We start from the raw sequence: 23,151 nt of genomic DNA on the forward strand, positions 1-23,151 counted from the left end.
CGGACACACCCCCAACTGGACCACCTACTACAACCACCCCAAAACCCACCACACCCCCCTCCCCACCTACCCCTTCCAACACCACACCTACTGGCTCAACCACGACGCACCGCGTGAAAACGCACCGGCTGAACTGGGATTGGAGGCTGCGCACCATCCTCTGCTGTCCACTGTCGTCACCGATCCTGAATCGGGCGGGGCGATCTTCACCGGCCGAATCTCTCTTGCCAGCCATCCGTGGCTGGCCGATCACGCCGTGGGCGAGACGGTCCTGTTCCCCGGAACCGCCTTTGTGGAACTCGCTCTTCACGCCGGAGAGACGAGCGGCTACAGCGTCCTCGACGATCTCATGCTAGAGACGCCGCTCCCGATCCCCGACCAGGGAGAAGTAGACATTCGCGTCACCGTCGCAGCCGCCGACGAGGGAGGAAGGTGCAACGTCTACGTGCACGCACGCCAATCCGACAGCTGGGAGCGACACGCGAGCGCGACCTTGGCCAAGGACGGGACAGTCACAGCCTCCCCCGATCACGGCTCGCAAGACTCGGGCGGCATGCGTACATGGCCACCGAAGGATGCCGTGCGTGTCGAACTGGACGGTGTCTACGACGTGTTGGCCGACAGCGGGTTGTACTACGGTTCGGCCTTTCAGGGCCTTCGCGCGGTCTGGCGGTCCAAGGGCGAGGTGTTCGCAGAAGTCTCCCTCCCGGAAGCAGCCGGTGACGTCGCGCAACAGTACGTCATCCATCCGGCGCTGCTGGATTCGGTTCTGCACGCCGTGGGGCTTGGGGGCTTCGTCGACGCGAACAGGGAAGGCCCCAGTCTGCCGTTCGCCTGGCGTCATGTGCGGATTGCCGTAGCAGGAGCGGACACGTTGCGGGTCCGGCTGTCGGCCGTCGGCAAGGACACCGTGGCGTTGCAGTTGTTCGACGGGAGCGGGGCATCTCTGGGTGCCGTTGGGGAGCTCACACTCAGGTCGCTCCCCGTCGGCTCCGCCAACGGGCCTCACCCGTCTTTCCTGTGCATCGACTGGCAGCAGATGCCGGGTTCCCGCGATACTGTGCCTCCCGGCTGGTGGGCGCTGTTGGATGCTTCCGAACGGCGGACGCACCGGACCCACGAGTCGCTTCGTAACATCGGCGTTCATGTGGACGCGTACCGCGAGCTCTCGGAGCTCGCGACCGCTGTCGCCGGCACGGGCTCGGCACCGGACACCGTCATGATGCGACTGCAAGCTCCATCGGGTGCCACCGCGCCCGAGGCGGCATCGAGCCTCGCTCTCAACACTCTTGGTCTGCTGCAGGACTGGCTGCGTGATGACCGCTTCCTCGGCTCGCACCTGGTGCTGATCACCTGCGCCGCCGTAGCGACCGACGGGGCGTCGGAGGTCGACCCCGTGATGGCCGCAGTCTGGGGCATGGTGCGCACCACCCAATCGGAACATCCCGGTCGGGTGACCATCGTCGATCTCGAAGCCGGCACTGCTGAGATACCGTGGCGCCCGCTCAGCGAGGTGCTCACTTCGGGGGAGCCGCAGGCCGCTGTACGCGCGGGATCCGTTCATGTTCCGAGGCTGGTGTCCCACCCCTCGCACACGGCGGCCGAGCCGTCCGGCCTCGACCCGCGCGGGACCGTGCTCGTGACCGGCGCCTCCGGGGCGCTCGGCAGCGCGGTGGCTCGTCATCTGGTCTCCGCCCACGGAGTAAGCCACTTGCTCCTCGCCAGCCGCCGTGGCGAGCGGGCTCCCGAAATGGTGGCTCTGCGGGAGGAGCTGGAACACCTGGCCGGTCCTGAGGCGCGGATTACGGTCGCTGCCTGTGATCTGGCCGAGCGCTCCGACGTGGTGAAGCTCCTCGAATCCATACCCGCAGACCAGCGGCTGACAGCCGTGGTGCACGCCGCCGGCGTTCTCGACGACGGAGTCCTGGACCTACTGTCCCCCGAGCGGGTTACCCGCGTGCTGCGCCCCAAGGTGGACGCCTCATGGCATCTGCATGAGTTGACGCGCGAGCACGACCTCTCTGCCTTCGTTCTGTTCTCGTCGGCGGCCGGCGTACTGGGTTCCGCGGGTCAGGCCAACTACGCGGCGGGGAACACATTCTTGGATGCGCTGGCCGCGCATCGCCGGGCCTCCGGTCTCCCCGGCGTGTCCTTGGCTTGGGGGCCCTGGGACATCGAGAGCGGCATGGCGGGGGAACTCGGTGCCAAGGACCGGCACCGGCTGGAGCGGGGAGGGCTACTGCCGCTCTCCACGGAGCAGGGCCTGGCGCTCTTCGACGCGGCCCTCGCCTATGAGCTGGAGCATCGTTCCGAGCCGCTGCTCCTTTCCGCCCGCATCGACACGGAGGCTTTGCGTTCCCTGTCCTCGCGTGCGCCGCTGCTGCCCCTGTGGCATGCCCTTGTCCGGCCGAAGGCCCGGCCGCGTCGGGCCTCGGCGGCCAGCGACGGACCCGAGCCCGACCTCCGGACACGGTGGGCTGGGCTGGCCTCCGACGAACAGGAGAAGGCTCTTCTCGACCTGGTACGCGGTGAGGTCGCCGCGGTACTCGGCCACACCTCGCTCGACGCCGTCGGCGGCGACCGGGCCTTCACAGAACTCGGATTCGACTCGCTGACCGCAGTTGAGCTCAGGAACCGGCTTGAGCGGGCCACGGGCTTGAGGTTGTCCGCCACGGTGGTCTTCGACCAGCCGACACCGCCTGCGCTCACCAGCTTCCTTCGAACTGCGCTCGATCGCCTCCACGCCTCGCACGAGGAGGAGGCCGTCTCCAGCACCCAGCCCACGGATGACGACTTCACGCCGAAGGATGGCACGGCAGGCGACACACTCGGAGAGCTGTTCCGTCAGGCCTGCGCGTCAGACCGGATCGATGAGGGCATGGAACTGGTCCGGCTCGCCGCGCACTTCCGAAGCACGTTCAAGACCCAGGACGAACTCGAACAGCGCCCCCATCCGGTCCCGCTGGCGCGCGGTCCGCGCGATCCGCTGCTGATCTGCTTTCCCGCCGTGGTGGCGATGTCAGGGGCCCATCAGTACGCGCGCTTCGCGGCGGCGCTGCGTGATTCGCGCGACACCATCGTTCTGCCGCAGCCCGGCTTCCTGGACGGCGAGTTAATACCGGGCAGCATCGACGCCCTGGTGGACATGCAGGCCCACGCCGCACTCGAGTATGCGGACGGCGTGCCGTTCGCCGTTCTCGGCTACTCCTCCGGAGGGTGGATCGCCCACGCAGTCGCAGACCGTCTTGAGCAGATGGGGCACCCGGCCCACGCCGCCGTCATGGTGGACACCTATCTGGCGCACGAGATGACCCCCCGTCTCCAACGGGCTTTTACGCAGGGGCTGTTTGCCCGGCGTGAGCAGTTCGTGTCCATGGACCACGTGTCCCTGACGGCCATGGCCGGCTATTTCGAGGTGTTCGGCGCCTGGGGGCCTCGTACCCTGCCCACTCGCACGCTGTTCGTCCGTGCTGCCGACGCGTTGCCCGACTCCGACGGCAGCCCGTTGGCTGACGCGGACTGGGGCCCGTCGTGGTTGCCGGCCGATGCGTCCCTCAAGACGCCCGGCGATCACTTCACCGTCATGGAAGACCACGCGGATAGCACGGCACGAGCCGTGGACGAGTGGCTCATCAGCCTCGATGGCCCGGGCTCCGCTACGGGGGCGTGACCGCCCCTCCCTCTGATGTCCGGGCAAGCCTGCCCTGGTCGTTCCACCCACAAGGAGATCGCACATGACTGAAATAACCCCTGAGTTGGTCGCCGCCGCATACGAGGCAGTGAGTTCCGGGGACCGTGAGAAGACCGCCCTGTACTGGTCGGAGGATCTGCGTTTCCTGGCTCCGGGCAGCCACCACCACGCCGGCTGGAGGGTCGGAATCGATGATTTCCTGGCATACGTCCAGGGAATGCTGGAGGCTTCCGGAGGCTCCTGGAGCATGGAGCCGGTCACACTCCTCATCAATAACGATGACGGCTACTCGATCGACGTCAACAAAATCCACGCGGTCCGAAATGGGGCGCCGACGGGAAGCAAGTCTCCCTACGATGTCCTCGACATCTCCGGAGTTCAGATGCTAAATTGGCGTGACGGTAGGGTCGTTGAGGGATTCGGCGGAATATTCGGCGCCGGGGCGACCAATTACGACCAGTGGTGGTCACCGCTCAGCGGTGACGGGGAACGTCGCTACCTCTAGATCGGAACAGGCCGGCGCAGTGGGCCGCGTCCAGCCCGCTGCGCCGGCCACTCCGGATACTTTCCTTTCCGAGCACAGCTCCTGCAGTCGACCATCACACCAGACACTGGCCGAATTCTGCCACCCAAGGGGAAGACGTGTCTCAAAACAGGGAACACGACACCGAATTCGACATATTTTCCCCACCTTCCGGGGAAAACCCATTCGCTGTGTACGACGGCATGCGCGGGCGGTGCCCAGTGGCCCGCAGCGAGCAACTCGGTGGCTACTGGATCGCCACCCGGCACCAGGTCGTCGAGGATGTCGCGAAGAACCCCGATCTGTTCTCCTCTTCCTCCATCAGCGTGCCCAAGAATGCTTTCGGCGACGAGTTGGCCGAACGCCCACCGATCACCCTGGACCCGCCCCGGCACGGGCCTTTCCGAAAGCTGCTGCTGCCCGCCTTCGGCCCGCGACAGATCCGCCGCATGGAGCCGTTGGTCCGCGAGCACGCCCGGGAACTGCTGAGGGAGATCGAGCCGCGGGGCCGCTGCGACGCTGCGGCGGAGTACGCGAAGAAGATCCCGCTACGGTTCATGGCCCGGATGATGGGGTGTCCGCCGGAGCAGCAAGAGGCCTTCGGTGAACGGATGCGCGCCATCCTGGATTCCAACGACATGGACGAGATCCAGAACGCAATGTCGGAAACCCAGGAGTTTCTCCAGGAGTTGATCGAAGATCGGACGAAGTACCCTCAGGACGATCTGGTCGGACTGCTACTATCGACCGAGATTGACGGAAGCCAGCTGAATCCCGAAGAGCTCCTCGGCGCACTTGTTCTGATCATTACGGCGGGTATCGACACCACCTGGAGCGCCATTGGCAGCAGCTTGTGGCATCTGGCACGCACCCCCGAAGACCGCACTCGCCTTTCCGCCTCCCCCGAATTGATTCCATCCGCCGTGGAGGAATTCCTCAGATCCTATTCTCCGGTCCAGATAGCTCGAGTCGTCACGCGCGACACCGAATTTTACGGAACCCGGCTGAGTAGAGGCGATTCCATCCTCATGGGGATACCCTCTGCCAACCGTGACGCCGGCGAGTTCCCTGATTCTGACCGGGTGGTGATCGATCGCGCCACGAACAGGCATCTCGCCTTCGGCGTCGGCATTCACCGCTGCATCGGCTCCACCGTTGCTCGTCTTGAAATGCGTGTTGCCCTCGAGGAGTGGCTGCGGGCCATTCCGGACTTTTCCTTGGCCGGAGACGACCCTGTGACCTGGTCAACCGGCCATGTCTGGGGGCCACGCCGACTCGACGTCGAATTCGGAGGCAGACATGGAAGTCTGGCTTGACACCGAGAAATGCCAAGGTCATCTGCGCTGCATGGCCATCGCTCCCGACGTCTTCGACTGCGACGACCTTGGCTACGGCGTCGTTGTCCTCAGCGGCCCGGTCCCCGCGGAGTCAGCGGAACGGGTGTCGCGTTGCGTCTCCAACTGCCCCGAGAACGCGCTCACCTTGCAGTGAGCGACTGCGCCCACAAACCACCATCACTCCCCAGATACGGAGTTCCTCATGTCTCTCGGCCAGGCTCCCGCCCCCAATGACGTCGCCAGCTTCTACGACGGGATCGGTCAGGTCCTCAACACCGTGTGGGGCCCGAACCTCCACTACGGCTACTGGGAGAACGGCGCGGATGACAGTTCCATCGAGGAGGCCACCCACCGCCTCACCGACCTGATGATCTCGGGTCTCGCTCCCCGGGCCGGAGAGCGTGTCCTGGACATCGGCTGCGGCATTGGCAATCCCGCGCTGCGGCTCGTTGGTGCCCGCGACGTGAACGTGGTGGGAATAACCGTCAGTCACGTCCAGGTGACGCAGGCCACGGAACGTGCGGAGCAGGCCGGGCTCGCCGACCGTGCCACCTTCCAGTTCGCGGACGCCATGGACATGCCCTTCCCCGACGGCTCGTTCGACGGAGCCTGGGCACTGGAGTCGATGCTGCACATGCCCGATCGCAGCAGTGTGCTTGCTGAGGCCGCCCGCGTCCTTCGCCCCGGCGGCCGCCTCGCCATTGCCGACATCATCGAACGCGGGCCGGTCAGCCCCGGGGGACGTGTGGTCCTGGACCACATCTGCGAGACCTACAAGGTGCGTTCCCTCGGTACCATGGACGAATACCGCGAGACGCTGTCGGCCAACGGATTCATCGACGTGGAGATCCGCGACATCAGCGAGAACGTTTCCCGTACCGGCGCCATCCTCGCCGATGTGGTGGAGACCGTCCGCGACAAGCTCGTCGAACAGGCCGGCGAAGAGCAGGTCGCCTCGCTCATCGACTTCATGCGCCGCGCCGCGGCTACCCCGGAGAACGGCTACCTCTTCTTGACCGCGGTCCGCGCATGACCAAAGGCGCCCCCGAGCCCCCGCCTGCCATCCGAAGGGAGATTCCTGTGGCCGGTGAAGCGCCACGAACCAACTTCGACCACCACTCCGCAGAATACGGTCGCGACCCCTGGGCCGCGAACATCGCTATGAACACCCACTGCCCGGTGGCCTACAGCAGCCACCACGGCGGCTTCTACATCGTCACGGGCTTCGACGAAGTAACCGACGTGGCCCGGCGTCCCGAGGTTTTCTCCTCGGCGCACGAACTGCCCAACGCACCGGGACGCCCCCAGGGCACCGTGGTCCCGGCGTCGTCCTTCCGCGGCCTGCCGCTGGAGATCGACCCGCCGGAGTACCTGCAGTGGCGGCGTGCCATGAACGAGTTCTTCTCGCCGGCGGCAGCTAAAAAACTGCGGCCGCGTATCGCCCAGTACGCACGTTGGTGTGTCGACCAGCACATTGAGAGCGGCGAGATCGACCTCGTACTCGACCTGTCGAACCCCGTGCCAGCTCTGATCACCCTGGATCTGGTGGGCCTGCCGCTGGACGACTGGCGCCTGTACGCCGACGTGGTGCACGCGCTGGCCTACACCCATCCAGGGACCGACGAATACGACCGCGTTGAGGCGGGATTCGCTCAACTCATCCAGACGGTAAGGGATTTGATACCCCAGCGGCGGGCGGACCCGGGTGCGGACCTGATCAGTTTCCTCACCCAGCTCGAGATCAACGGGAAGAAGATCCCCGACGAAGACATCGTCGCTGTCTGCAACGCCGTCATCCCCGGCGGTGTCGACACCACCACCGCGCTGCTCTCCAACACCTTCGAGTTCCTGGACCGCGATCGCAGGACCCGACAGCGTCTGGTCGGAGCCCCAGAGAAGATCCCCGACACCTGCGATGAGTTCCTTCGCTACTTCACACCGGTGGTTGGCGCAGGACGCACGGTCATGCGGGATGACAGCGTCGGCGGCTGTCCCGTCAAGCAGGGGGAGCGTGTCCTGGTCTCCTGGGCGGCCGCCAATCTCGACGCGAAGGTCTTCCCACGCCCCGACATCATCGACCTGGACCGCGACGCACGGCGGCAGGCGGCCTTCGGGATCGGCGCGCACCGGTGCATCGGCCGGCACATCGCCCGGATGGACTTCGAGGTCATGGTCGAGGAAGTGCTTGCACGTCTGCCCGACTACCAGCTCGTCGAAGGAGCCGCGCAACGGTATCCGACGGTGGGTCAGGTCAACGGCTTCGTGAGGATGCCCGCCCGCTTCACCTCCGGACCACGCCGGGGTCCTGACGTATCCAGCGCGGCCGAGTTGCGCGCCCTGCCGGTCTGAAGCGGCCCCCGCCAACACACCCACATCAGCGAAGGACCACCTATGGCGCATGAGGGAAGAGTGCTGCGGCTCGGAGCCATCATCGACGGGCCAGGCGGTCACGTCGCCGCCTGGCGGCACCCCATGGCTCCGGCCGACTCCCAGCTCGACTTCGCGTTCCACCGGCGCAATGCCCAGGCGCTCGAACGAGGTGTGTTCGACTGTCTTTTCGTCCCCGATGTCGTGGCGGTCTGGGGCACCGACGTCGAGCACTTAAGCCGCACTGCACGCAACGAGCACCTCGAACCGCTCAGTCTGCTCGCTGCCTATGCCGCGGCGACCGAGCACATAGGACTTGCCGCAACGGCGACCACCACCTACAACGCCCCCTACGATCTCGCCCGCAAGTTCGCGTCACTGGACCACATCAGCGGAGGCCGGGCCGGCTGGAATGTCGTCACCTCGGCAGCACCCTGGGAATCTCGCAACTTCGGTTTCCCCGAGCACATGGAACATGACCTGCGCTACGCCCGGGCCGAGGAGTTCCTGTCCGTGGCCCGGCAACTGTGGACGCAGGAAACCACGAGCGACGGCACCCACCGACTGCCGATCGACCACGAGGGCGAGTTCTTCAGCGTCCGCGGCCCGCTGAACCTGCCGCCCACGCCGCAAGGCTCCCCTGTCATCTTCCAGGCCGGTGCCTCACCGGTGGGCCGAGAGTTCGCTTCCCGCCACGGCGAAGTGATCTTCACCAGGCATACCCGGCTCTCAGACGCACAGGACTTCTACGCCGACCTCAAGGACCGCGCAGTCAAACACGGTAGGCGACCCGACGGCATCCAGATCTGGCCCGGACTCCAACCCATCGTCGGCAGCACCGAGGCCGAAGCCCAGGAACGCCTGCACGAGCTGCAGGAACTCGTGCCCGACATCGTCGCTCTGCGGGCCCTCCAGGACCAGCTCGGTGACCTCGATCTGACGGGCTACCCGCTGGACGGCCCCGTCCCCGAGATCCCCGCATCGAACCACTCGCACAGTACGTCCGAACGCTGGATCTCCCTCGCACGGCGGGAGAACCTCACGCTGCGCCAGCTGGCGATGCGGCAGACCGGCGACATCATCGCGGGCACTCCCGAACAACTGGCGGACCATATGGAGTCGATGTTCACCCAGAGAGCAGCTGACGGCTTCATCGTCGACTTCCCCTATCTCCCCGGAGCACTCGACGACTTCGTGGACCAGGTGATCCCGGAACTGCGCCGGCGCAACCTCGTACGCACCGCGTACACAGAGGGCACGCTTCGCGACAACCTGAGCCTGAACGCACCGCTCGCCGCGGCCGGGGCAGGTGCGGCGTGAGCATACGCACCGGTCGGCCGGTCCTCCTCACCCCTCTCCTCACCGCAGGCGGCCCCGTCGGCGCGGCAGCCTTCACTCGTGCGCGGCAACGCGCCCTGGCCTGTGAACAGGCCGAGGTGGACGCACTGCTGCTCCACGACCAGCAATCCACCGCCGGGCACGCGCACCGCCTCCCGGATTTCGAGGCGGGCACGCTCGCGGCCGCCCTGGCCGTGGCCACTGGGCACATCGGGTTGATCAGCACCGTCTGCACCGGGCAGCTCGCGCCGTACCACGTGGCCCGGGCCTTGGCCACCGTCGACTTTCTCAGTGCAGGCCGGTCCGGCTGGGAAGCCGCTGCGCCGGACGACGAGACCGCGCAAGCCGAACAGGCCAACTACCGTGAGCCGGCACACGAACCTGACCAGAACGTCGCACCGGCCGCTCTCCGGCAGAACCGGGCAGCAGAGTTCATCGACGTGGTGAGGGGGCTGTGGGACAGCTTCCAGGACGATGCCTTCCTGCGCGACCGGGAATCCGGCATCTACTTCGTGCCAGAGCGTCTGCACCAACTCGATCACACCGGGACTCACTTCGACGTGGCGGGACCGCTGAATATCGCCCGCCCTCCGCAGGGCCACCCCGTTCTGCTGAGGCGGGTGCAAGATTCCGAAGACCTGGCCCTCATCGGTCGCAGGGCCGACATCGCGGTCATACCAGCGAGCGGGGAGCACCCAGAGGGCACCGCCCGCACCATCCGCGACACGGTGCGAGGCCATGCCCGAGAAGCAGGACGTAAGGAGGACGACGTCCTGGTCGTCCTGGAACACCGGGTACGCGCCGGCGACACCGACGCCTCCGCGGCGCACTTGCAGGAGCTCTTCGCGGCCCAAGCCGCCGACGGCTTCGTCCTGCTGCCGCCCGAGGGACCGGACGATGCCGCTCACACCGCGCTGGTGAACCTGGCTTCGTCACTGCGCCGCCAGAACCCCCTCCCGACCGTTCCGCCCGGCAGCACGCTGCGCGCCCGGCTCGGGCTGCCGCGCCCCGACGGCCTGCACCCGACGGCCTGACCACCCCACCACCCCGAGCGGGTCACCACGGCCCGCACCACTTGGAGCACCGTCATGCGACGCACAGCCATCGTCACCGGAGGCGGATACGGCATCGGCCGAGCCGTAGCCGAGCATCTCCTCACTCAGGACATGGAGGTGGTGATCACCGGCCGCCGTGCCGAGATCCTCGAGCGGACTGCGGCCGAACTCGGGCCGCTCGTCACCCCTCTGGCCTTCGACGCGTCCGATCCCGACGCCGTTGAGGCCGCGCTCTCACAGCTTCCCGAGCGAATCGACGTCCTGGTCAACAACGCCGGTGGCGCCACCGAATACGACCACGCGATGCCGCCGCGGCAGCAGCTCAAGGAGCTGCGCGAGGCCTGGCTGCGCAACATCGACGCGAACCTGATGACCGCCGTCCTGATGACCTCCGCCCTCGAGCCCCGTATTCCCGAGGGGGGCCGGATCGTCGTGATCGGCTCGATCGCCGCACGCGGCTTCGGAGCGAGCGGCTACGGATACGGACCGGCAAAGGCCGCCCTGGAACCCTGGGCGACCGACCTCGCCCACGAACTGGGCACGCGGGGGATCACCGTCAACGTCGTGTCGCCCGGCTTCACCATCAGCAATAACCGCGCACGTGAGTTCATGGCCAGCGGCGACGCCAGCCCGGTGATCGAATCTGGCGCCACCAAGCGGGCCACCGAGGTGGACGACGTTGCCGCCATGGTCGCCTTCCTCACCACCTCCGCAGCCGCACAGACCACGGCCCAGACCATCCACGTCAACGGGGGCACGCACCTGGGCCGCTGAGCCGCGAACACCCGCCCGGCCCCTTTCCTCACACCATGAGAGGCACACACCACAGATGACGACCTCACCTCCGGACCCCGTCGACTTCCCCTTCCCCCCACTGCGCGGCCCCGGGGTGGAGAAGGAGTACGGCGAACTGCGCCGCGCCTGCCCCGTCAGCCGGGTGCGACTCCCCTACGGCGGCGACGCCTGGCTCGTCACGGGCCACGAACAGACCAAGAAGGTTCTGGCCGACACCCGCTTCAGCCGAGCCGCAGTGGTCGGCATGGACGTGCCGCGCATCCAGCCGAACAACCTCGCGGAAGAGGGCGGGATCCTCGACACGGACCCTCCCGAGCACACCCGTCTGCGGCGAATCGTCGCCCGAATCTTCACTCAGCGGCACGCCGAACGGCTGCGGCCGGGTATCCAGACCATCACCGACCGGCTTTTGGACGAGATGGAGCTGCGCGGCGGCCCGTTGGACCTGGTGCAGGAATTCGCCCTGCCCATCCCCATCGCGACCGTGGTCAGTGAACTGCTCGGAGTGCCTGCCGAGGCCCGCCCCAAGTTCCGCGAATGGGCCGACGCCACCCTGTCAACGACCAAACGGTCGGCCGAGGAGATCACTCAGGCCCGCCAGGAACTGCGCGCCTATTTCTCTGAACTGATAGAGAAGCGGCGGCGCGAGCCCGCCGACGATCTCATCTCCATGATGGTCCGGGCCAGGGACCAGGAGGAGCGGCTCAGCGAGAGCGAACTGGTACGTATGGCCGAGGACATCATGATCGGCGGCCATGAGACGACCGCCAACCGCATCGCCTCCTTCACCTACGTCCTGCTGACCCACCCCGAGCAGATGGCCCGCCTCAAGGCCGACCCTTCCCTCATCACCACCGCGGTCGAAGAACTCGTGCGGTACGTGCCCCTGGACTCAGCGAGCTTCGCACGCATCGCCACGGACGACGTCGAGCTGGGGGAGGTCACCGTCCGCGCCGGCGAGGCAGTGCTCCCCGCACTTCTCGCGGCCAACCGTGACGAATCAGTGTTCACCGACCCGGACCGGCTCGACCTGGGGCGGCAGCGCAACCAGCACATCGGTTTCGGGCACGGTGTGCACCACTGTCTGGGTGCACAGCTCGGCCGCGTGGAGCTGCAGGTGGCGCTGGGATCCCTCGTCGCCCGGTTCCCCGATCTCCACCTGGCAGCGGCCCCGGACGACATCCCGTGGAAGACCGGAGGGCTGCTGCGCGGCCCCGAACAGCTCATGGTCGGGTGGTGAGTCACGTCATGGCGAAGGACTGCTGGCGTATCTCGACCGACACCGAGGTGTGCATCGGTTCGGGTATCTGCGTGGGAATCGCTCCTGACCACTTCCAGCTGGTCGACGGGCGTTCCCAGCCGATCGAAGAACGCGTCGACGAGGACCAACTGGTCCGTGACGCGGCGGACAACTGCCCCGTCGAGGCCATCTCCGTCCACGACAGCACCGGCCGGAAGATCGCTCCTGAGCTGTGAACTGCCGCAGCCCGGCCCCAGGCATCACGGTGCCCAGGTCTCGGGCTGCCCCGGCTCTTTCAGCACCCCCTCCCTTTGAAACCAGACGGACTGAGCACCGGACATGAACCTGCCTGCATCGGCCACGCCTTCCCCAGGAACGCGTGAGTTCAACAAAAAGCGGACACGCGACACACTGGTCCGCGCGGCTCTCGACCTCTTCCTGCGGCACGGCTACGACGAGACCACGGTCGATGAGATCGCGGCCGTCGCCGATGTATCGCAGCGCACCTTCTTCCGCTACTTCGACAGCAAGGAAGATGTCGCGCTCAGCTTCCAGGAGGCGCTGGAGCGCCAGTTGATCCAAGCTCTGCGCGCCCGCCCGGCCGAAGAGCCTCCGTTGACGGCACTGCGCCAGGCCTCCCTGGTCACCTGGGAAAACCTCGAGCGCCTCTTCGCAGAAGTCGCCACCTATGAACTGTGCATGGGCATGCCCCGTCTGGTCGATTCCTCGCCGGGGCTGCTCGGCGCCCACCTGCGCAGAGCCATCGTCCTTGAAGAAAAACTGGCACTTGAGATCGCCCGCAGGGAAGGCGTCGACCCGGACCTCGATCTGCGCCCCCGAGTCCTGGTGGCAGCCGTCTGCGGCGCCATGCGCGTGGTCAACCGCGTCTGGAGTCGGCAGCACCCGGAGGACCTGTGGGCTCTGCGGGCGCTCACCCTCGTACACCTGGAACAGCTGTCCACAGCACTGCACAGCGACTGGCTCCCGGCCCCCCTACCGACCAGAACACCAGAGAAATGGGACTGACCATGCCCGACTTCCTCCACACCCTGCGCGACTGGTCCATGTCGGGGCTCCGGCTGCAGTCGATGATCCGGGCCGCCGAGCGCGTCCCAGCAGTCCCGGACAGTGTTCGCTACTCCTTCGGGCTCGTCGACCGACCCATGTACGCCTACGGTGCCCGCAAGGCCGTCGAGCTGGCCTCCTCGTTGGGCTACAGCGGTGTGACACTCCTGGAGTTCGGCGTCGGATCCGGCGGCGGCCTCAAGGCGCTGAGCCGGCACGCCCGGCACTACTCCCGCAGCAGCGGCCTCAACGTGCACGTAGTCGGCTTCGACTCGGGAGCCGGCCTGCCCGAGTCCACCGACTTCCGGGACCTGCTCTACGTGTGGAGCCAGGGCCAGTACCCCATGGACAGCACGGACCTGCGCAACCAGCTTCGAGGATCTGCCGAACTCGTGCTCGGCGACGTGGCCGAAACTGTGCCGGAATTCCTGCGCACACACAGCGAGCACCTCGCGCGAAACCCGCTGGGGTTCATCTCCTTCGACCTGGACTACTACTCCTCCACCACCTCTGCCTTCGAGGTATTTCGCAGCGCGCAGGACGAGCAGCTACTGCCCCGCATCACCAGCTACTTCGACGACATCATCACCATCTTGGACAGGACAGGAGAACTCGCCGCCATCACCGATTTCAACGACGAGGGCAAGCATGGATACATCGGCAGGGTGAACGCCCTGCGAAGCCATCTGCCGTTCGACCCGGCCTGGGCAGACCAGATCTTCGAGTACCACTCTTTCGACCACCGCGACTACAACCACCATGAGTCGGCACGCAACAGCCCGACATGGCGGCCCTGAAATCACCTTCCCCGCAAATCCGACAGAGGCGAGGTACGCAGCACGTGGTGGACATCAACGAACTGGCCGAGAATTTCGACCCCTGGGACACACGCCTGGCCGACGACTCCGATCTGTTCTGGGCTGTGGTGGAACGCATGCGACAAAAGGGCCCAGTGCTGCGCAGTACCGCCCAGGGGGGATTCTGGGTCATCACCGGCCATGAAGAGGTGCTACGCGCCAACAAGGACTGGGAGACCTACACATCCGCCCAGGGAGTGACCATTCCCAGCAACCCCGACGTGCCGAAACTCGCACCGATCGAGGTCGATCCTCCCGTGCACCGCGAGTGGCGCCGCATGCTCAACCCTTCGATGTCACCCGCGGCCATGGCTCGGCATGAACCCGCCATGCGCAGCATCGCCGTGGACCTGATGGATCAGTTCGTTGAGCGAGGGGAGTGCGATCTCGCCACGGACTTCGCCTGGCAGTTCGTCCCTACGTCCCTGTTCCAGGTGCTTCTTGGGGTGCCGGTGGATCAGGTGGAACTCACCAGGCGACTGGTGCACAGGGTGGTGTCGTTCGAGGACCTGGACGAACAGTCGGGCGCTGGGGGCGAAAGTCTGCTCGAGCAGCAGAACAAGGCCTTCGCCGATCTGAACGAGTGGGCCCGTGGCTTCCTCCAGTGGCGGCTGGATCGCCCGCGCATCAACGATGTCACCGACGCCTTGCTCCACGGGCAAGTGTCCGGCAAGCCCCTGAGCCTCCAGGAAAAGGTCAACACCCTGATCCTCCTCGTCCTGGCGGGCATGGAAACCACCTCAAGCAGCATCAGTGCGATCGCCATGCATCTCATCGAGGACCCCTCGCTCCGCCGCTACTTCCAGGGACCCGAAGCACCAGTCGAGATGGCCATCGAGGAACTCCTGCGCTATGGCTCGATCTCCTTCGGTCTGACCCGCGTCACCACACGCGACGTCGAGGTCGGCGGGCAGGTCATCCCGGCCGGTGAGCGAGTGTTCCTCCTGTGGGCTTCCGGCAATCGCGACCCTGAAGTATTTCCGGAACCCGCACGGTTCGACATTCATCGCAAACCCAACGCACACCTGGCGTTCGGGGCCGGACCACACCGGTGCATGGGCGCCAACTTCGCGAAGAGCATGCTGAAGGTGGCCACCTCCGAGATGGTGGCAAGGCTACCTGAACTGCAACTGAATCCTGGCGGCGTGGTCGTCCACCCGCCCGGGGTGACCCGCAGCACCAGGTCGCTGCCCGTGCTCTTTCGTCCCACCCCAAGATCGCACCGCAGGACCGCAGAGAGCGTGCCGACTCCAATCTGACCAACCCGCCTTCGCAGCCGTGGCCGTCCCGCCTGCCGCTTCTCTGCCCAGCCCAGCCCCCTGACACTGACCCGGATATCTGGAGGAACCCCTTGATCCGTGGAGACCACGCCGTGACCGCCGCCACCGTGGCGGAGTACTACAACCTAGCCACCGAACTGATCAGTGCAGATCTAGGTGGCAGCCTCCACTTCGGCTACTGGCATGGCCTGCCGGAAAACAGTTCCATGCAGGAGGCCTCCCGGCAGATGACTGAATTCATGATCAGCAAGCTGTCGGTCGGTCCCGGGCAGCGGGTTCTGGACGTCGGCTGTGGCGCCGGCCGTCCCGCTGCGGACCTGTCGCGAGCCACCGGTGCCTACGTCGTCGGCGTGGACATCAGCCCGCGGCAGGTCGAACTGGCAACAGAGCTCGCCAAGACAGAGGGCCTGCAGGACAAGCTCACCTTCCAGCTCGCCGACGTGATGAGCCTCCCCTTCGAAGCGGACACACTCGACGCGGCCTGGCTGTTCGAGTCGATGTTCCACATGCCAGACCAGTCCCGGGTCCTAAAGGAGATCACACGCGTGCTCCGCCCGGGCGGACGTCTGGCCATCGCCAACCTGGTGCAGCGGGTCCCCCTCACCGAGGAGCAGAACGCCGCCCTGGAGGAGTACTGGAAGGTCGGAAACGTTGCTGCACTGCTCCCTCTGGAGGACTACCCGAAGCTCCTCAGTGACAGCGGTCTTGTCCTCACCGAGCTGACGGATATCTCGGAGGACACCACCCGCCCGACATTCGACGCCATCGGCCGGACACACGCCGCCCGGGCCGAAGGGCATACCGAGTCGCTCGCACCTGGGGAACTGGCCTCGCAAATGGACGCGGGAATGAATCAGTTCATAGCCACACCGGAGATCGGTTTCGCCATCATCGTCGCGTCCAAGCCAAGCTGACTGCGCGTAGAACACGCCATCCATACCGCCGTGCATGGCACCCAACCGGATCGGGGATCAGCCGCGCCAACCGCCCGCTGCAGTCGCCGCTCAGGGCGACTGCAGCGGGGGTCGCACGACGGGGCCACCGGTGCGGCCGGGACGTCGTCGACCGGCTGCGGCGGCGACTTCAGCGCGGGGCTGGGCTGGGCAGTGTCGTGGTACACGTGAACCTCGGGTACGCCGACAGGCGGCAGCCTGCTGTTCGCACGCTGCTCCCACGGGCGGGCCTTGGCCCACGCTTCGGCGGTCACGGCCTGGTGAGCTGCTTCTCGGACCATGCACTGAGTGAGGCCTGCATCCGCTGCGGTGTGATGTCGGTGTCTGGAGGGAAGGTCCGGGAACCGGGCGTTACAACAGGGACCAGCGCGACGAGGCCGAGATCTATCCATTCCATACGCACGTCGCTTTGGGGGCGGTGATCGATGAGGGCGGCGTCGTCCTCCAACCGCCGCTCACAGGGTCCGGTGACCGTCTCCAACTGCAGGGGCAGTCGTCTTTGCGGGCACCCCGCGAAGAAGCCTCTGCGCATCTCCAACACCGGCGGGAGAGGGCACAGGGCCTCCAGCCCCACGCGCGGTTCGACCTCTTCGCCCATCGCCAGCTGTTCGGCGTGAGTCTGCAGCTCCTCGCCCTCGTGCAGCAGGCAGCGCACCTTTTTAGAGCAGGCTGTCGTGGGCATCGGCCTGGACCTCGGTGGCGAGTGGGCATCGTTCGTGGCCAGGAGCGGGATATGCAGGTCGCGGGCGAGTCGCAACAGGGCGTCGCGGACGTCGCGTTCGGTGTCCAGGCAGTGGACCATCAGCTCGAGGCCGTAGTTCTCGTGGCCGAACATCTCCTGGTGAGCAGCGGCCGCTTTCCTGGCCGCCTCGTACTGGTCGAGGCGCGGCCTGGCCTGGATCTCCCCAGATGTGCAGCCGGTGGTGTCGATGATGATGCCGGGCCGCTCGGCGATGAGATCACGGTCCGTAAGGGGCTGGCCGGCCGGGAGCTGCCCCTTTTCTTGTAACTGGCCTGGGTACCCAACCAAAAGAGGTTGCGTAGATGTCCGGCACCCTGAGCCCACATCGACATATGCGTCAAGCGCCCGCCTCCCGAGACGTCTTTGGACCCTTCTCCGAACTCGCTCATGGCGCGGCGCCCGCCCAACCCCCAGAACTCCTGCTTACACGAGAAGCGCGACGAAGGAGCCACATGCGCCTCGATGCCGATGCTCGGGTTGATGCCGTCGTAGCCCTTGGCGACCTGCGCAAACTCGTACGCTCCGAACATGTTGCCGTGATCACTCATGGCGATAGCGGGCATCTGCTGGGGGCGACATCGGCGACCAGGCGCGATTTACAGGGCACTTTCGAGCAGCGAGTACTCGGTGTGGTTGTGCAGATGGTCGAAGGATTTCGGTTTGGCGTCATGAAAGCCTTGCAAGGAGGGAAGATCAAAGAATAGACAACCACCTTACAGAAGCGACAAGTTGTACCTGTACGCTAGCGATCGTGGACGTCAACGCCGTACGCACCTTCGTCGCCGTAGCCGACGCGGGGCAGTTCCAGAAAGCCGCGGCCGACCTCTCGGTGACGCAGCAAGCCGTATCCAAACGAGTCACAGCCCTCGAACACTCCCTGGGCGCAAAACTCTTCGTGCGCGCCCCCGGTGGCACGCGTCTCACCATCGACGGCCAGGCGCTCCTGCCGCACGCTCGGGCACTCCTGGACTCCATGGAGCGCGCGGCGGCCTCCGTGCGCCCTGGTAGCAGGGCGCTGCGGGTGGACGTCGTACACCGGCAGGTCGCTACGGTCGGGCTGTTGCGCGCCTTCCGCGAGGCGCATCCCGACACTGCGCTCGACATCGTCACACTGCACGGCGGCGCCCAGGCGGTCGAGGCCGTGCGCTCCGGCGTCATCGACGCGACGGTCCGCGCGGTTACCTTCCTCGACCAGCCACTCCCCGACGACGTCGAGTCCGCCCGCGTACTGGACGAGCCTCTCCACCTGTTCACCGGGCCCGGCCACCCCTTCGCCAAGGCCCGCTCGGTCACTCCTGCACAGCTCGCGGGCCACCACATCTGGATGCCGGGCAACTCCCCCGGCTCCGAGTGGACGGCCTACTACGACCGGCTCGCCGCCGAGTTCGGGTTCACCATCGACACGATCGGTCTCGACTTCGGCATCGAGATGATTTTCGACACCATCGCGGATTCCTCAACAGTGGCCACCTTCGTCGGCCAGGAGACGCGGCTGGTGTGGCCCGTCAGGCACGCACTGCGCCGCATCCCGTTGGTGGATCCGACCCCCGTCTACCCCGGCCAGTTGGTGTGGCGTACCGACAATACCCACCCAGCCCTGGCCACGCTCCGTAACCATCTCACTGCCGCGTATCCCGGGCGCCCCAACAGCGGTATCTGGGCCCCGGAATAGCCCCAGCCAACCGAGCCCCGACCGCGCCTCATAGCTCCGCCAGGTCCACGCCTTCCCAATGCCAATCATGCAACGGGCATCTATCCTCCCCTCCCCGAATCTCGGAATTGCGCAGCTGGTGGCCAGGATGCGCAGGCCAGGCGCGGCCCCCAGGAGGGCCTCGGCGACGAGCGCGCAGTCGTGGACCAAGTGCTCGCAGGTGTCGAGGACCAGCAGCAGCTCCCGCAGCCAGGCCCCGTCGCGGACGCGGGGCTGGAGCGCGGCGGCGGCGTTCAGCGCCACCCTCGTCTTGCCCACGCCGCCGACCACGGTCAGCGTGATCAGCCGCGTCGGCTCCCCAGCGGAGGCGTCGGTGAACAGCCGCTCGATCTCTGCCACTTCCGCCCGGCGGTCGACCGTCCGCGTCCTCGGTGCCGTCAGGTTCCCCACCCGCCGCTCCTCACCCGGCTCCCCGTGCCGCCCCTGCGCCGTCACGACGATTGAGGAGCGTGCACCTGAGGGCGGCGGCCTCCACCAATGCCCGAGGCCCCGCGGCCGTTGGCGAGAGGCCATCCTCGGTGACCTTCACGAGCGCCTACCTGCCACTCCGACTGACCCTACAGCCCTCGATTACGCAAAGGCATAAGCCGACCGCCAATGCCCCAGTGCCCAGGCGACCGGAGCCTCATCACCGGCTGCGAGCCGTTCGAGCAGTGCGCGTCGCCGTTCATTCGGGTCAGACCATCGATCCACGATCACCAACCCACAGCGCACTCGCATGCCCTGTACAGAGCAGAAAGAGCGGCTCCTGCCCGTGGGGGTTCTCTGGGACTTTCCTGGGACTTCCGGCCGCATCAACCAGTACGAGCGTGAAACAACCGAAAGGGCATTCATGCAGGTCAACGACCTGCGACGGCCAGACATCGCAGGTCACAGCGCTCACTGGTCTCTTCCGGGACTTCTGATCTACAGGACCCGGCGACTCCGCATTGAGCGTCTCCAGCCCTCGGCGTTGCATCGTCACTCGCAGCCTTGACGCCGCCTGACGTGCCCAACATGCACCTGACGCCTCATCAGAACGAGCGTCATTTCAGCGTCAAGATATCGCCTGCAACGCCCCCACTGCACTTAACGCGCGGGCAAAACCGCAGGTCAGGAACCCTTAGCCACCGGCTCAAGGATCGCCACGCACTCCACATGGTGCGTCATCGGGAAAACATGAAAAAGGGCACAATCTCTGATACCCCAGTCGCGTACGCGACCGCTGACGCATACGACGAAGCACATCGCCAGCGGTATCCACCCTCCGGAGGACGAAGCACAGGAGTGGCTTCAGTCCATCATCGAGGCCCCGGAGGCAGGATTGTCCCCGTCGCTCGCCACCATGAAACTCGCCGAATACGGTGACGCGAACATGGATCTTGCCCTGCGGGGCCTGGAATTGAAAACACTCGACCCGTATCTCGCGGGCTGGCGGATGCGTGTCGTCCCCGCCCTGGGCCATCTCGCGGTCCGGATGATCACCAACGGTGCTGTCGACCGCACCGTGCGGAACTGGATCGCCGACGAGCACAGCCGCTCAACAGTGAAGAACACCATCGCCGTCCTGGTCCGAGTCATGGAGCAGGCAGTTCGCGACGGCATCATCAAGGTGAACCCCGCCCGGGTGACTGGCTGGCAGAAACTCTACAAGCAGGCCGAAGACGCCGCGTGCACCGCCGCACGGATCGGAGAGATCTCAGGATGCCGCGTCGGAGACATCGACACCACCCAGTGGATCTGGACCGTGCGGCGTCAGACCACACCCGCGCCCGGTGGGCTGACCGATAAAGGCAACAAGGGTAAGCGGGCCCGCAAGGTTCCTATCGTCGAGGAGATCCGCCCCCTCGTCGCCCAGCGCATCCTGTCCGCCGGCCCCAATCCCGACGCCCGCCTGTTCACGGGCCCGCGAGGCGGGGGCATCTCCACCGCCGTCCTGCGCGACGCGACCCACTGGGACGACGTGGTCACCAGGCTCGGCTACGAGCATCTGCGCCGCCATGACCTCCGGCATACCGGATTGACCTGGTTCGCCGACGCCGGGGTCCAAGTACACGTCCTTCGCAGGATCGCCGGCCACGGATCACTCACCACCCAGCGCTACCTGCACCCGGATATCCACAAGATCACCGCGGCCGGGGCAGCGCTCTCGGCCCACTTCAGCGTGCTACGCGCACCGCGCTCGCTACCGAGCCCCATCGCCATGACCCGCTGACCCGGTCAAGGACGCTGGTCCCCAACTGGTCCCCAGAAATGATCAAGGGCCGGTTTCGGATTGCTCCGAAACCGGCCCTGACCTGCGACTGTCTCCAGTCGGGACGACAGGATTTGAACCTGCGACCCCTTGACCCCCAGTCAAGTGCGCTACCAAGCTGCGCCACGTCCCGATGCCCGCCTGACCTGGGGTTTCCTCCTGGCCGAACGCGCATGAGAACAATACCGCACTCGGGAGGGTGGTCACGAACGCCTTTACCGCTTGACCTCAACCGAGCTTGATGTTCAACGCTGGTCGCATGACGAACACCACCGCCGCACCGGCGCGCGACCACCACTCCATGAACCGCCTGATGAACCTGATGAGCCGGATGACCGGGGACGAGAAGCACGGCCCCGCGGCGACCTCCACCCTGGACGCCATCTGGGTGCTGTACGACCGGGTGCTGCGGGTGACGCCCGAAACCGTCGACGCGCCCGGCCGCGACCGGTTCCTGTTGTCGAAGGGGCACGGGCCGATGGCGTACTACGCGGTCCTGGCCGCGCGCGGATTCTTCGGGGAGGAGCTGCTGGCGGGGTTCGGGTCGTACGACTCACCGTTGGGTCACCACCCGGACCGGATGCTGGTGCCGGGGGCCGAGATCGGAAGCGGGTCACTGGGGCACGGGCTTCCGCTGGCCGTGGGCAGCGTGCTCGGGCTGCGGGCGCAGGGACTCACCGATCCGCGGGTGTGGGTGCTGATCGGCGACGCCGAACTGGACGAGGGCAGCAACCACGAGGCGCTCGCCTTCGCGGGACCGGCCGGGCTGGAGCAGCTGCACACCGTGGTGATCGACAACGCTTCGGCTTCGTACGCCCGGCCCGGCGGGATCGCTGCCCGGTTCGAGGCCGCGGGCTGGTCGGTCGACTCCGTCGACGGGCGGGACCACGAGGCGCTGTACACCGCCTTCACCGCGCCGCACCCCGGGCGGCCGAGGGCCGTGGTCGTGCATGTCGACCCGAAGAACTGAACACACCGCTCGAGGACCGGAGAGAGGGACCTTTCAAATGGACACGATGCGTGACCGCTTCATCGCCACCACGACACAGCTGCTGGACGAGGACCCGCGCCTCGCCCTGGTCCTGGCAGAGATCAGCCGGGACGGCTTCGGCCCCGCCGCGCGAGCCCATCCGGACCGGGTGGTCAATGTGGGAATCAGGGAGCAGCTGCTGGTCGGAGCGGGTGCCGGGATGGCGCTCGCCGGAATGCGTCCGATCGTGCACACCTTCGCCAGCTTTCTGGTGGAGCGGCCGTTCGAGCAGGTGAAACTCGACTTCGGCCATCAGGGGGTGGGTGGCGTGCTGGTGAGCGCCGGAGCCTCGTACGACTGGCCGGCCGGCGGCTTCACCCATATGTCGCCGGGCGATGTCGCGCTCCTGGACACCCTCGACGGCTGGACGGTCCATGTGCCGGGCCACCCGGACGAGGCCGAGGAGCTGCTGCGGCGGGCCGCGGCCGGGGACGGCCGGGTGTACGTACGGTTGTCGGTGCAGTCCAACGAGCGGGCGCGGCCGGTCGCCCCGGGGAGCGGGTTCACCGCGGTGCGGGAGGGTGCGGGCGGGGTGGTGATCGCGGTCGGGCCGATGCTCGACAACGTGCTCGCCGCGACCGACGGGCTCGATGTGACCGTGCTGTACGCGACGACGGTGCGCCCGTTCGACGGCGCCGGGCTGCGGCGGGCGGTCGGTGGCCACGGGGTCGCGGACGTGGTGATCGTCGAGCCGTATCTGGCGGGCACCTCGACGGCCGCCGCCAATGACGCGCTGGCGGATCTCCCGCACCGTGTGCTCGGGCTCGGCGTCGGGCGGGCCGAGCTGCGCAAGTACGGGGAGATGGACGAGCATCTCGCCGCGCACGGGCTGGACGCGCGGGGACTGCGGGAGCGGATGGGCGGCTTCCTCGGTCGCTGAGGGGGCGGAGAAGGCGGAGGGGCTGAGGACGCGGAGGATGAAGCGGAGGGGGCG

General features: G+C 66.7%; 22 protein-coding genes, 1 tRNA gene and 1 pseudogene. 21 read left to right on the forward strand and 3 right to left on the reverse strand.

Translation table 11 applies throughout. From position 1 onward, the window contains the following. The first annotated feature begins 139 nt into the window (after positions 1 to 139). The 15 genes from ACIRJP_RS31890 (at position 140) to ACIRJP_RS31960 (ending at position 16,462) form a co-directional block, all read left to right on the forward strand. A complete protein-coding gene (locus ACIRJP_RS31890; protein ID WP_404181628.1) occupies positions 140 to 3,670 on the forward strand; it encodes an SDR family NAD(P)-dependent oxidoreductase in 3,531 nt (1,176 codons plus the stop codon). A gap of 64 nt (positions 3,671 to 3,734) precedes the next feature. Next, the gene (locus ACIRJP_RS31895; RefSeq protein ID WP_404181631.1) at positions 3,735 to 4,196 is read left to right on the forward strand and encodes a nuclear transport factor 2 family protein; all 462 of its coding nucleotides are present in this window, start codon (positions 3,735 to 3,737) and stop codon (positions 4,194 to 4,196) included. Positions 4,197 to 4,333: 137 nt separating this feature from the next. Next, positions 4,334 to 5,530 (forward strand): cytochrome P450, encoded by a 1,197-nt coding sequence (locus ACIRJP_RS31900; RefSeq protein WP_404181634.1) that lies wholly within the window; start codon positions 4,334 to 4,336, stop codon positions 5,528 to 5,530. Next, complete coding sequence (locus ACIRJP_RS31905) at positions 5,514 to 5,705, forward strand: ferredoxin (RefSeq protein ID WP_404181637.1); 192 nt, start codon at positions 5,514 to 5,516, stop codon at positions 5,703 to 5,705. The genes ACIRJP_RS31900 and ACIRJP_RS31905 overlap by 17 nt, the downstream gene beginning before the upstream one ends. 48 nt (positions 5,706 to 5,753) lie before the next feature. Further along, a complete protein-coding gene (locus ACIRJP_RS31910) occupies positions 5,754 to 6,584 on the forward strand; it encodes a methyltransferase domain-containing protein (protein ID WP_404181639.1) in 831 nt (276 codons plus the stop codon). 128 nt (positions 6,585 to 6,712) lie between these two features. Continuing rightward, positions 6,713 to 7,900, forward strand: coding sequence for a cytochrome P450 (locus tag ACIRJP_RS31915; protein ID WP_404181642.1), 1,188 nt, complete (start codon positions 6,713 to 6,715; stop codon positions 7,898 to 7,900). A gap of 42 nt (positions 7,901 to 7,942) precedes the next feature. Further along, positions 7,943 to 9,238, forward strand: a complete 1,296-nt coding sequence (locus ACIRJP_RS31920) for an NtaA/DmoA family FMN-dependent monooxygenase (RefSeq protein WP_404181645.1) — start codon at positions 7,943 to 7,945, stop codon at positions 9,236 to 9,238. Beyond that, on the forward strand, positions 9,235 to 10,290 hold the full coding sequence (locus tag ACIRJP_RS31925; RefSeq protein WP_404181648.1) for an LLM class flavin-dependent oxidoreductase: 1,056 nt from the start codon (positions 9,235 to 9,237) through the stop codon (positions 10,288 to 10,290). The genes ACIRJP_RS31920 and ACIRJP_RS31925 overlap by 4 nt, the downstream gene beginning before the upstream one ends. 54 nt (positions 10,291 to 10,344) lie before the next feature. Further along, positions 10,345 to 11,085: an SDR family NAD(P)-dependent oxidoreductase gene (locus ACIRJP_RS31930; RefSeq protein WP_404181651.1), complete on the forward strand. Its 741-nt coding sequence runs from the start codon at positions 10,345 to 10,347 to the stop codon at positions 11,083 to 11,085. Between the two features lie 55 nt (positions 11,086 to 11,140). Continuing rightward, positions 11,141 to 12,346 carry a cytochrome P450 gene (locus ACIRJP_RS31935; protein WP_404181654.1) on the forward strand — a complete coding sequence of 402 codons (1,206 nt, stop codon included), beginning with the start codon at positions 11,141 to 11,143 and terminating at the stop codon, positions 12,344 to 12,346. Next, entirely contained in the window at positions 12,343 to 12,582 is a 240-nt protein-coding gene (locus tag ACIRJP_RS31940; RefSeq protein WP_404181657.1) for a ferredoxin, read from the forward strand. Before ACIRJP_RS31935 ends, ACIRJP_RS31940 begins: the two co-directional genes overlap by 4 nt. A 103-nt stretch (positions 12,583 to 12,685) precedes the next feature. Then, the gene (locus ACIRJP_RS31945; protein WP_404181660.1) at positions 12,686 to 13,372 is read left to right on the forward strand and encodes a TetR family transcriptional regulator; all 687 of its coding nucleotides are present in this window, start codon (positions 12,686 to 12,688) and stop codon (positions 13,370 to 13,372) included. Continuing rightward, positions 13,363 to 14,208: a hypothetical protein gene (locus tag ACIRJP_RS31950; RefSeq protein WP_404181663.1), complete on the forward strand. Its 846-nt coding sequence runs from the start codon at positions 13,363 to 13,365 to the stop codon at positions 14,206 to 14,208. The genes ACIRJP_RS31945 and ACIRJP_RS31950 overlap by 10 nt, the downstream gene beginning before the upstream one ends. Positions 14,209 to 14,255: 47 nt before the next feature. Then, positions 14,256 to 15,527, forward strand: coding sequence for a cytochrome P450 (locus ACIRJP_RS31955; protein ID WP_404181665.1), 1,272 nt, complete (start codon positions 14,256 to 14,258; stop codon positions 15,525 to 15,527). Between the two features lie 113 nt (positions 15,528 to 15,640). Further along, a complete protein-coding gene (locus ACIRJP_RS31960; protein ID WP_404181668.1) occupies positions 15,641 to 16,462 on the forward strand; it encodes an SAM-dependent methyltransferase in 822 nt (273 codons plus the stop codon). Positions 16,463 to 16,751: 289 nt separating this feature from the next. Here ACIRJP_RS31960 and ACIRJP_RS31965 read toward each other — a convergent pair whose 3' ends face one another. Together ACIRJP_RS31965 and ACIRJP_RS31970 are read right to left on the reverse strand one after the other, a co-directional pair. Continuing rightward, positions 16,752 to 17,531, reverse strand: coding sequence for a hypothetical protein (locus tag ACIRJP_RS31965; protein WP_404181788.1), 780 nt, complete (start codon positions 17,529 to 17,531; stop codon positions 16,752 to 16,754). A gap of 32 nt (positions 17,532 to 17,563) precedes the next feature. Next, positions 17,564 to 17,806: pseudogene (locus ACIRJP_RS31970) on the reverse strand (PHP domain-containing protein); the annotation flags it as partial. On the opposite strand from ACIRJP_RS31970, the gene ACIRJP_RS31975 reads away from it, so the two are divergent. The 4 genes from ACIRJP_RS31975 (at position 17,696) to ACIRJP_RS31990 (ending at position 21,148) form a co-directional block, all read left to right on the forward strand. Next, positions 17,696 to 17,947 carry a hypothetical protein gene (locus ACIRJP_RS31975; RefSeq protein ID WP_404181792.1) on the forward strand — a complete coding sequence of 84 codons (252 nt, stop codon included), beginning with the start codon at positions 17,696 to 17,698 and terminating at the stop codon, positions 17,945 to 17,947. The pseudogene ACIRJP_RS31970 and the gene ACIRJP_RS31975 sit on opposite strands and share 111 nt — an antisense overlap. A gap of 47 nt (positions 17,948 to 17,994) precedes the next feature. After that, the gene (locus ACIRJP_RS31980) at positions 17,995 to 18,915 is read left to right on the forward strand and encodes a LysR family transcriptional regulator (RefSeq protein ID WP_404181671.1); all 921 of its coding nucleotides are present in this window, start codon (positions 17,995 to 17,997) and stop codon (positions 18,913 to 18,915) included. A gap of 180 nt (positions 18,916 to 19,095) precedes the next feature. Next, positions 19,096 to 19,398, forward strand: a complete 303-nt coding sequence (locus ACIRJP_RS31985; RefSeq protein ID WP_404181674.1) for a hypothetical protein — start codon at positions 19,096 to 19,098, stop codon at positions 19,396 to 19,398. Between the two features lie 880 nt (positions 19,399 to 20,278). Next, positions 20,279 to 21,148, forward strand: a complete 870-nt coding sequence (locus ACIRJP_RS31990; protein ID WP_404181677.1) for a tyrosine-type recombinase/integrase — start codon at positions 20,279 to 20,281, stop codon at positions 21,146 to 21,148. 98 nt (positions 21,149 to 21,246) lie between these two features. On the opposite strand, the gene ACIRJP_RS31995 is transcribed toward ACIRJP_RS31990, so the two are convergent. Further along, positions 21,247 to 21,320 (reverse strand) — tRNA-Pro (locus ACIRJP_RS31995). A gap of 126 nt (positions 21,321 to 21,446) precedes the next feature. Between ACIRJP_RS31995 and ACIRJP_RS32000 the strand changes: the two genes are divergently transcribed. Beyond that, complete coding sequence (locus tag ACIRJP_RS32000) at positions 21,447 to 22,157, forward strand: transketolase (protein WP_404181679.1); 711 nt, start codon at positions 21,447 to 21,449, stop codon at positions 22,155 to 22,157. 37 nt (positions 22,158 to 22,194) lie between these two features. Next, entirely contained in the window at positions 22,195 to 23,097 is a 903-nt protein-coding gene (locus ACIRJP_RS32005; RefSeq protein WP_404181682.1) for a transketolase family protein, read from the forward strand. Positions 23,098 to 23,151: the final 54 nt, after the last annotated feature.

Origin of the sequence: Streptomyces sp. NPDC102437, from assembly GCF_044765565.1 — a bacterium.
Lineage (GTDB): Bacteria > Actinomycetota > Actinomycetes > Streptomycetales > Streptomycetaceae > Streptomyces.

Excerpts from the sequence above, each read along its gene's own strand:
- ACIRJP_RS31950 (WP_404181663.1), top strand. The coding sequence starts at position 13,363 with ATGGGACTGACCATGCCCGACTTCCTCCACACCCTGCGCGACTGGTCC.
- ACIRJP_RS31915 (WP_404181642.1), top strand. The coding sequence starts at position 6,713 with ATGAACACCCACTGCCCGGTGGCCTACAGCAGCCACCACGGCGGCTTC.
- ACIRJP_RS31910 (WP_404181639.1), top strand. The coding sequence starts at position 5,754 with ATGTCTCTCGGCCAGGCTCCCGCCCCCAATGACGTCGCCAGCTTCTAC.
- ACIRJP_RS32005 (WP_404181682.1), top strand. The coding sequence starts at position 22,195 with ATGGACACGATGCGTGACCGCTTCATCGCCACCACGACACAGCTGCTG.
- ACIRJP_RS31905 (WP_404181637.1), top strand. The coding sequence starts at position 5,514 with ATGGAAGTCTGGCTTGACACCGAGAAATGCCAAGGTCATCTGCGCTGC.
- ACIRJP_RS31945 (WP_404181660.1), top strand. The coding sequence starts at position 12,686 with ATGAACCTGCCTGCATCGGCCACGCCTTCCCCAGGAACGCGTGAGTTC.
- ACIRJP_RS31935 (WP_404181654.1), top strand. The coding sequence starts at position 11,141 with ATGACGACCTCACCTCCGGACCCCGTCGACTTCCCCTTCCCCCCACTG.
- ACIRJP_RS31930 (WP_404181651.1), top strand. The coding sequence starts at position 10,345 with ATGCGACGCACAGCCATCGTCACCGGAGGCGGATACGGCATCGGCCGA.
- ACIRJP_RS32000 (WP_404181679.1), top strand. The coding sequence starts at position 21,447 with ATGACGAACACCACCGCCGCACCGGCGCGCGACCACCACTCCATGAAC.
- ACIRJP_RS31990 (WP_404181677.1), top strand. The coding sequence starts at position 20,279 with ATGAAACTCGCCGAATACGGTGACGCGAACATGGATCTTGCCCTGCGG.
- ACIRJP_RS31895 (WP_404181631.1), top strand. The coding sequence starts at position 3,735 with ATGACTGAAATAACCCCTGAGTTGGTCGCCGCCGCATACGAGGCAGTG.
- ACIRJP_RS31920 (WP_404181645.1), top strand. The coding sequence starts at position 7,943 with ATGGCGCATGAGGGAAGAGTGCTGCGGCTCGGAGCCATCATCGACGGG.
- ACIRJP_RS31975 (WP_404181792.1), top strand. The coding sequence starts at position 17,696 with ATGCGCCTCGATGCCGATGCTCGGGTTGATGCCGTCGTAGCCCTTGGC.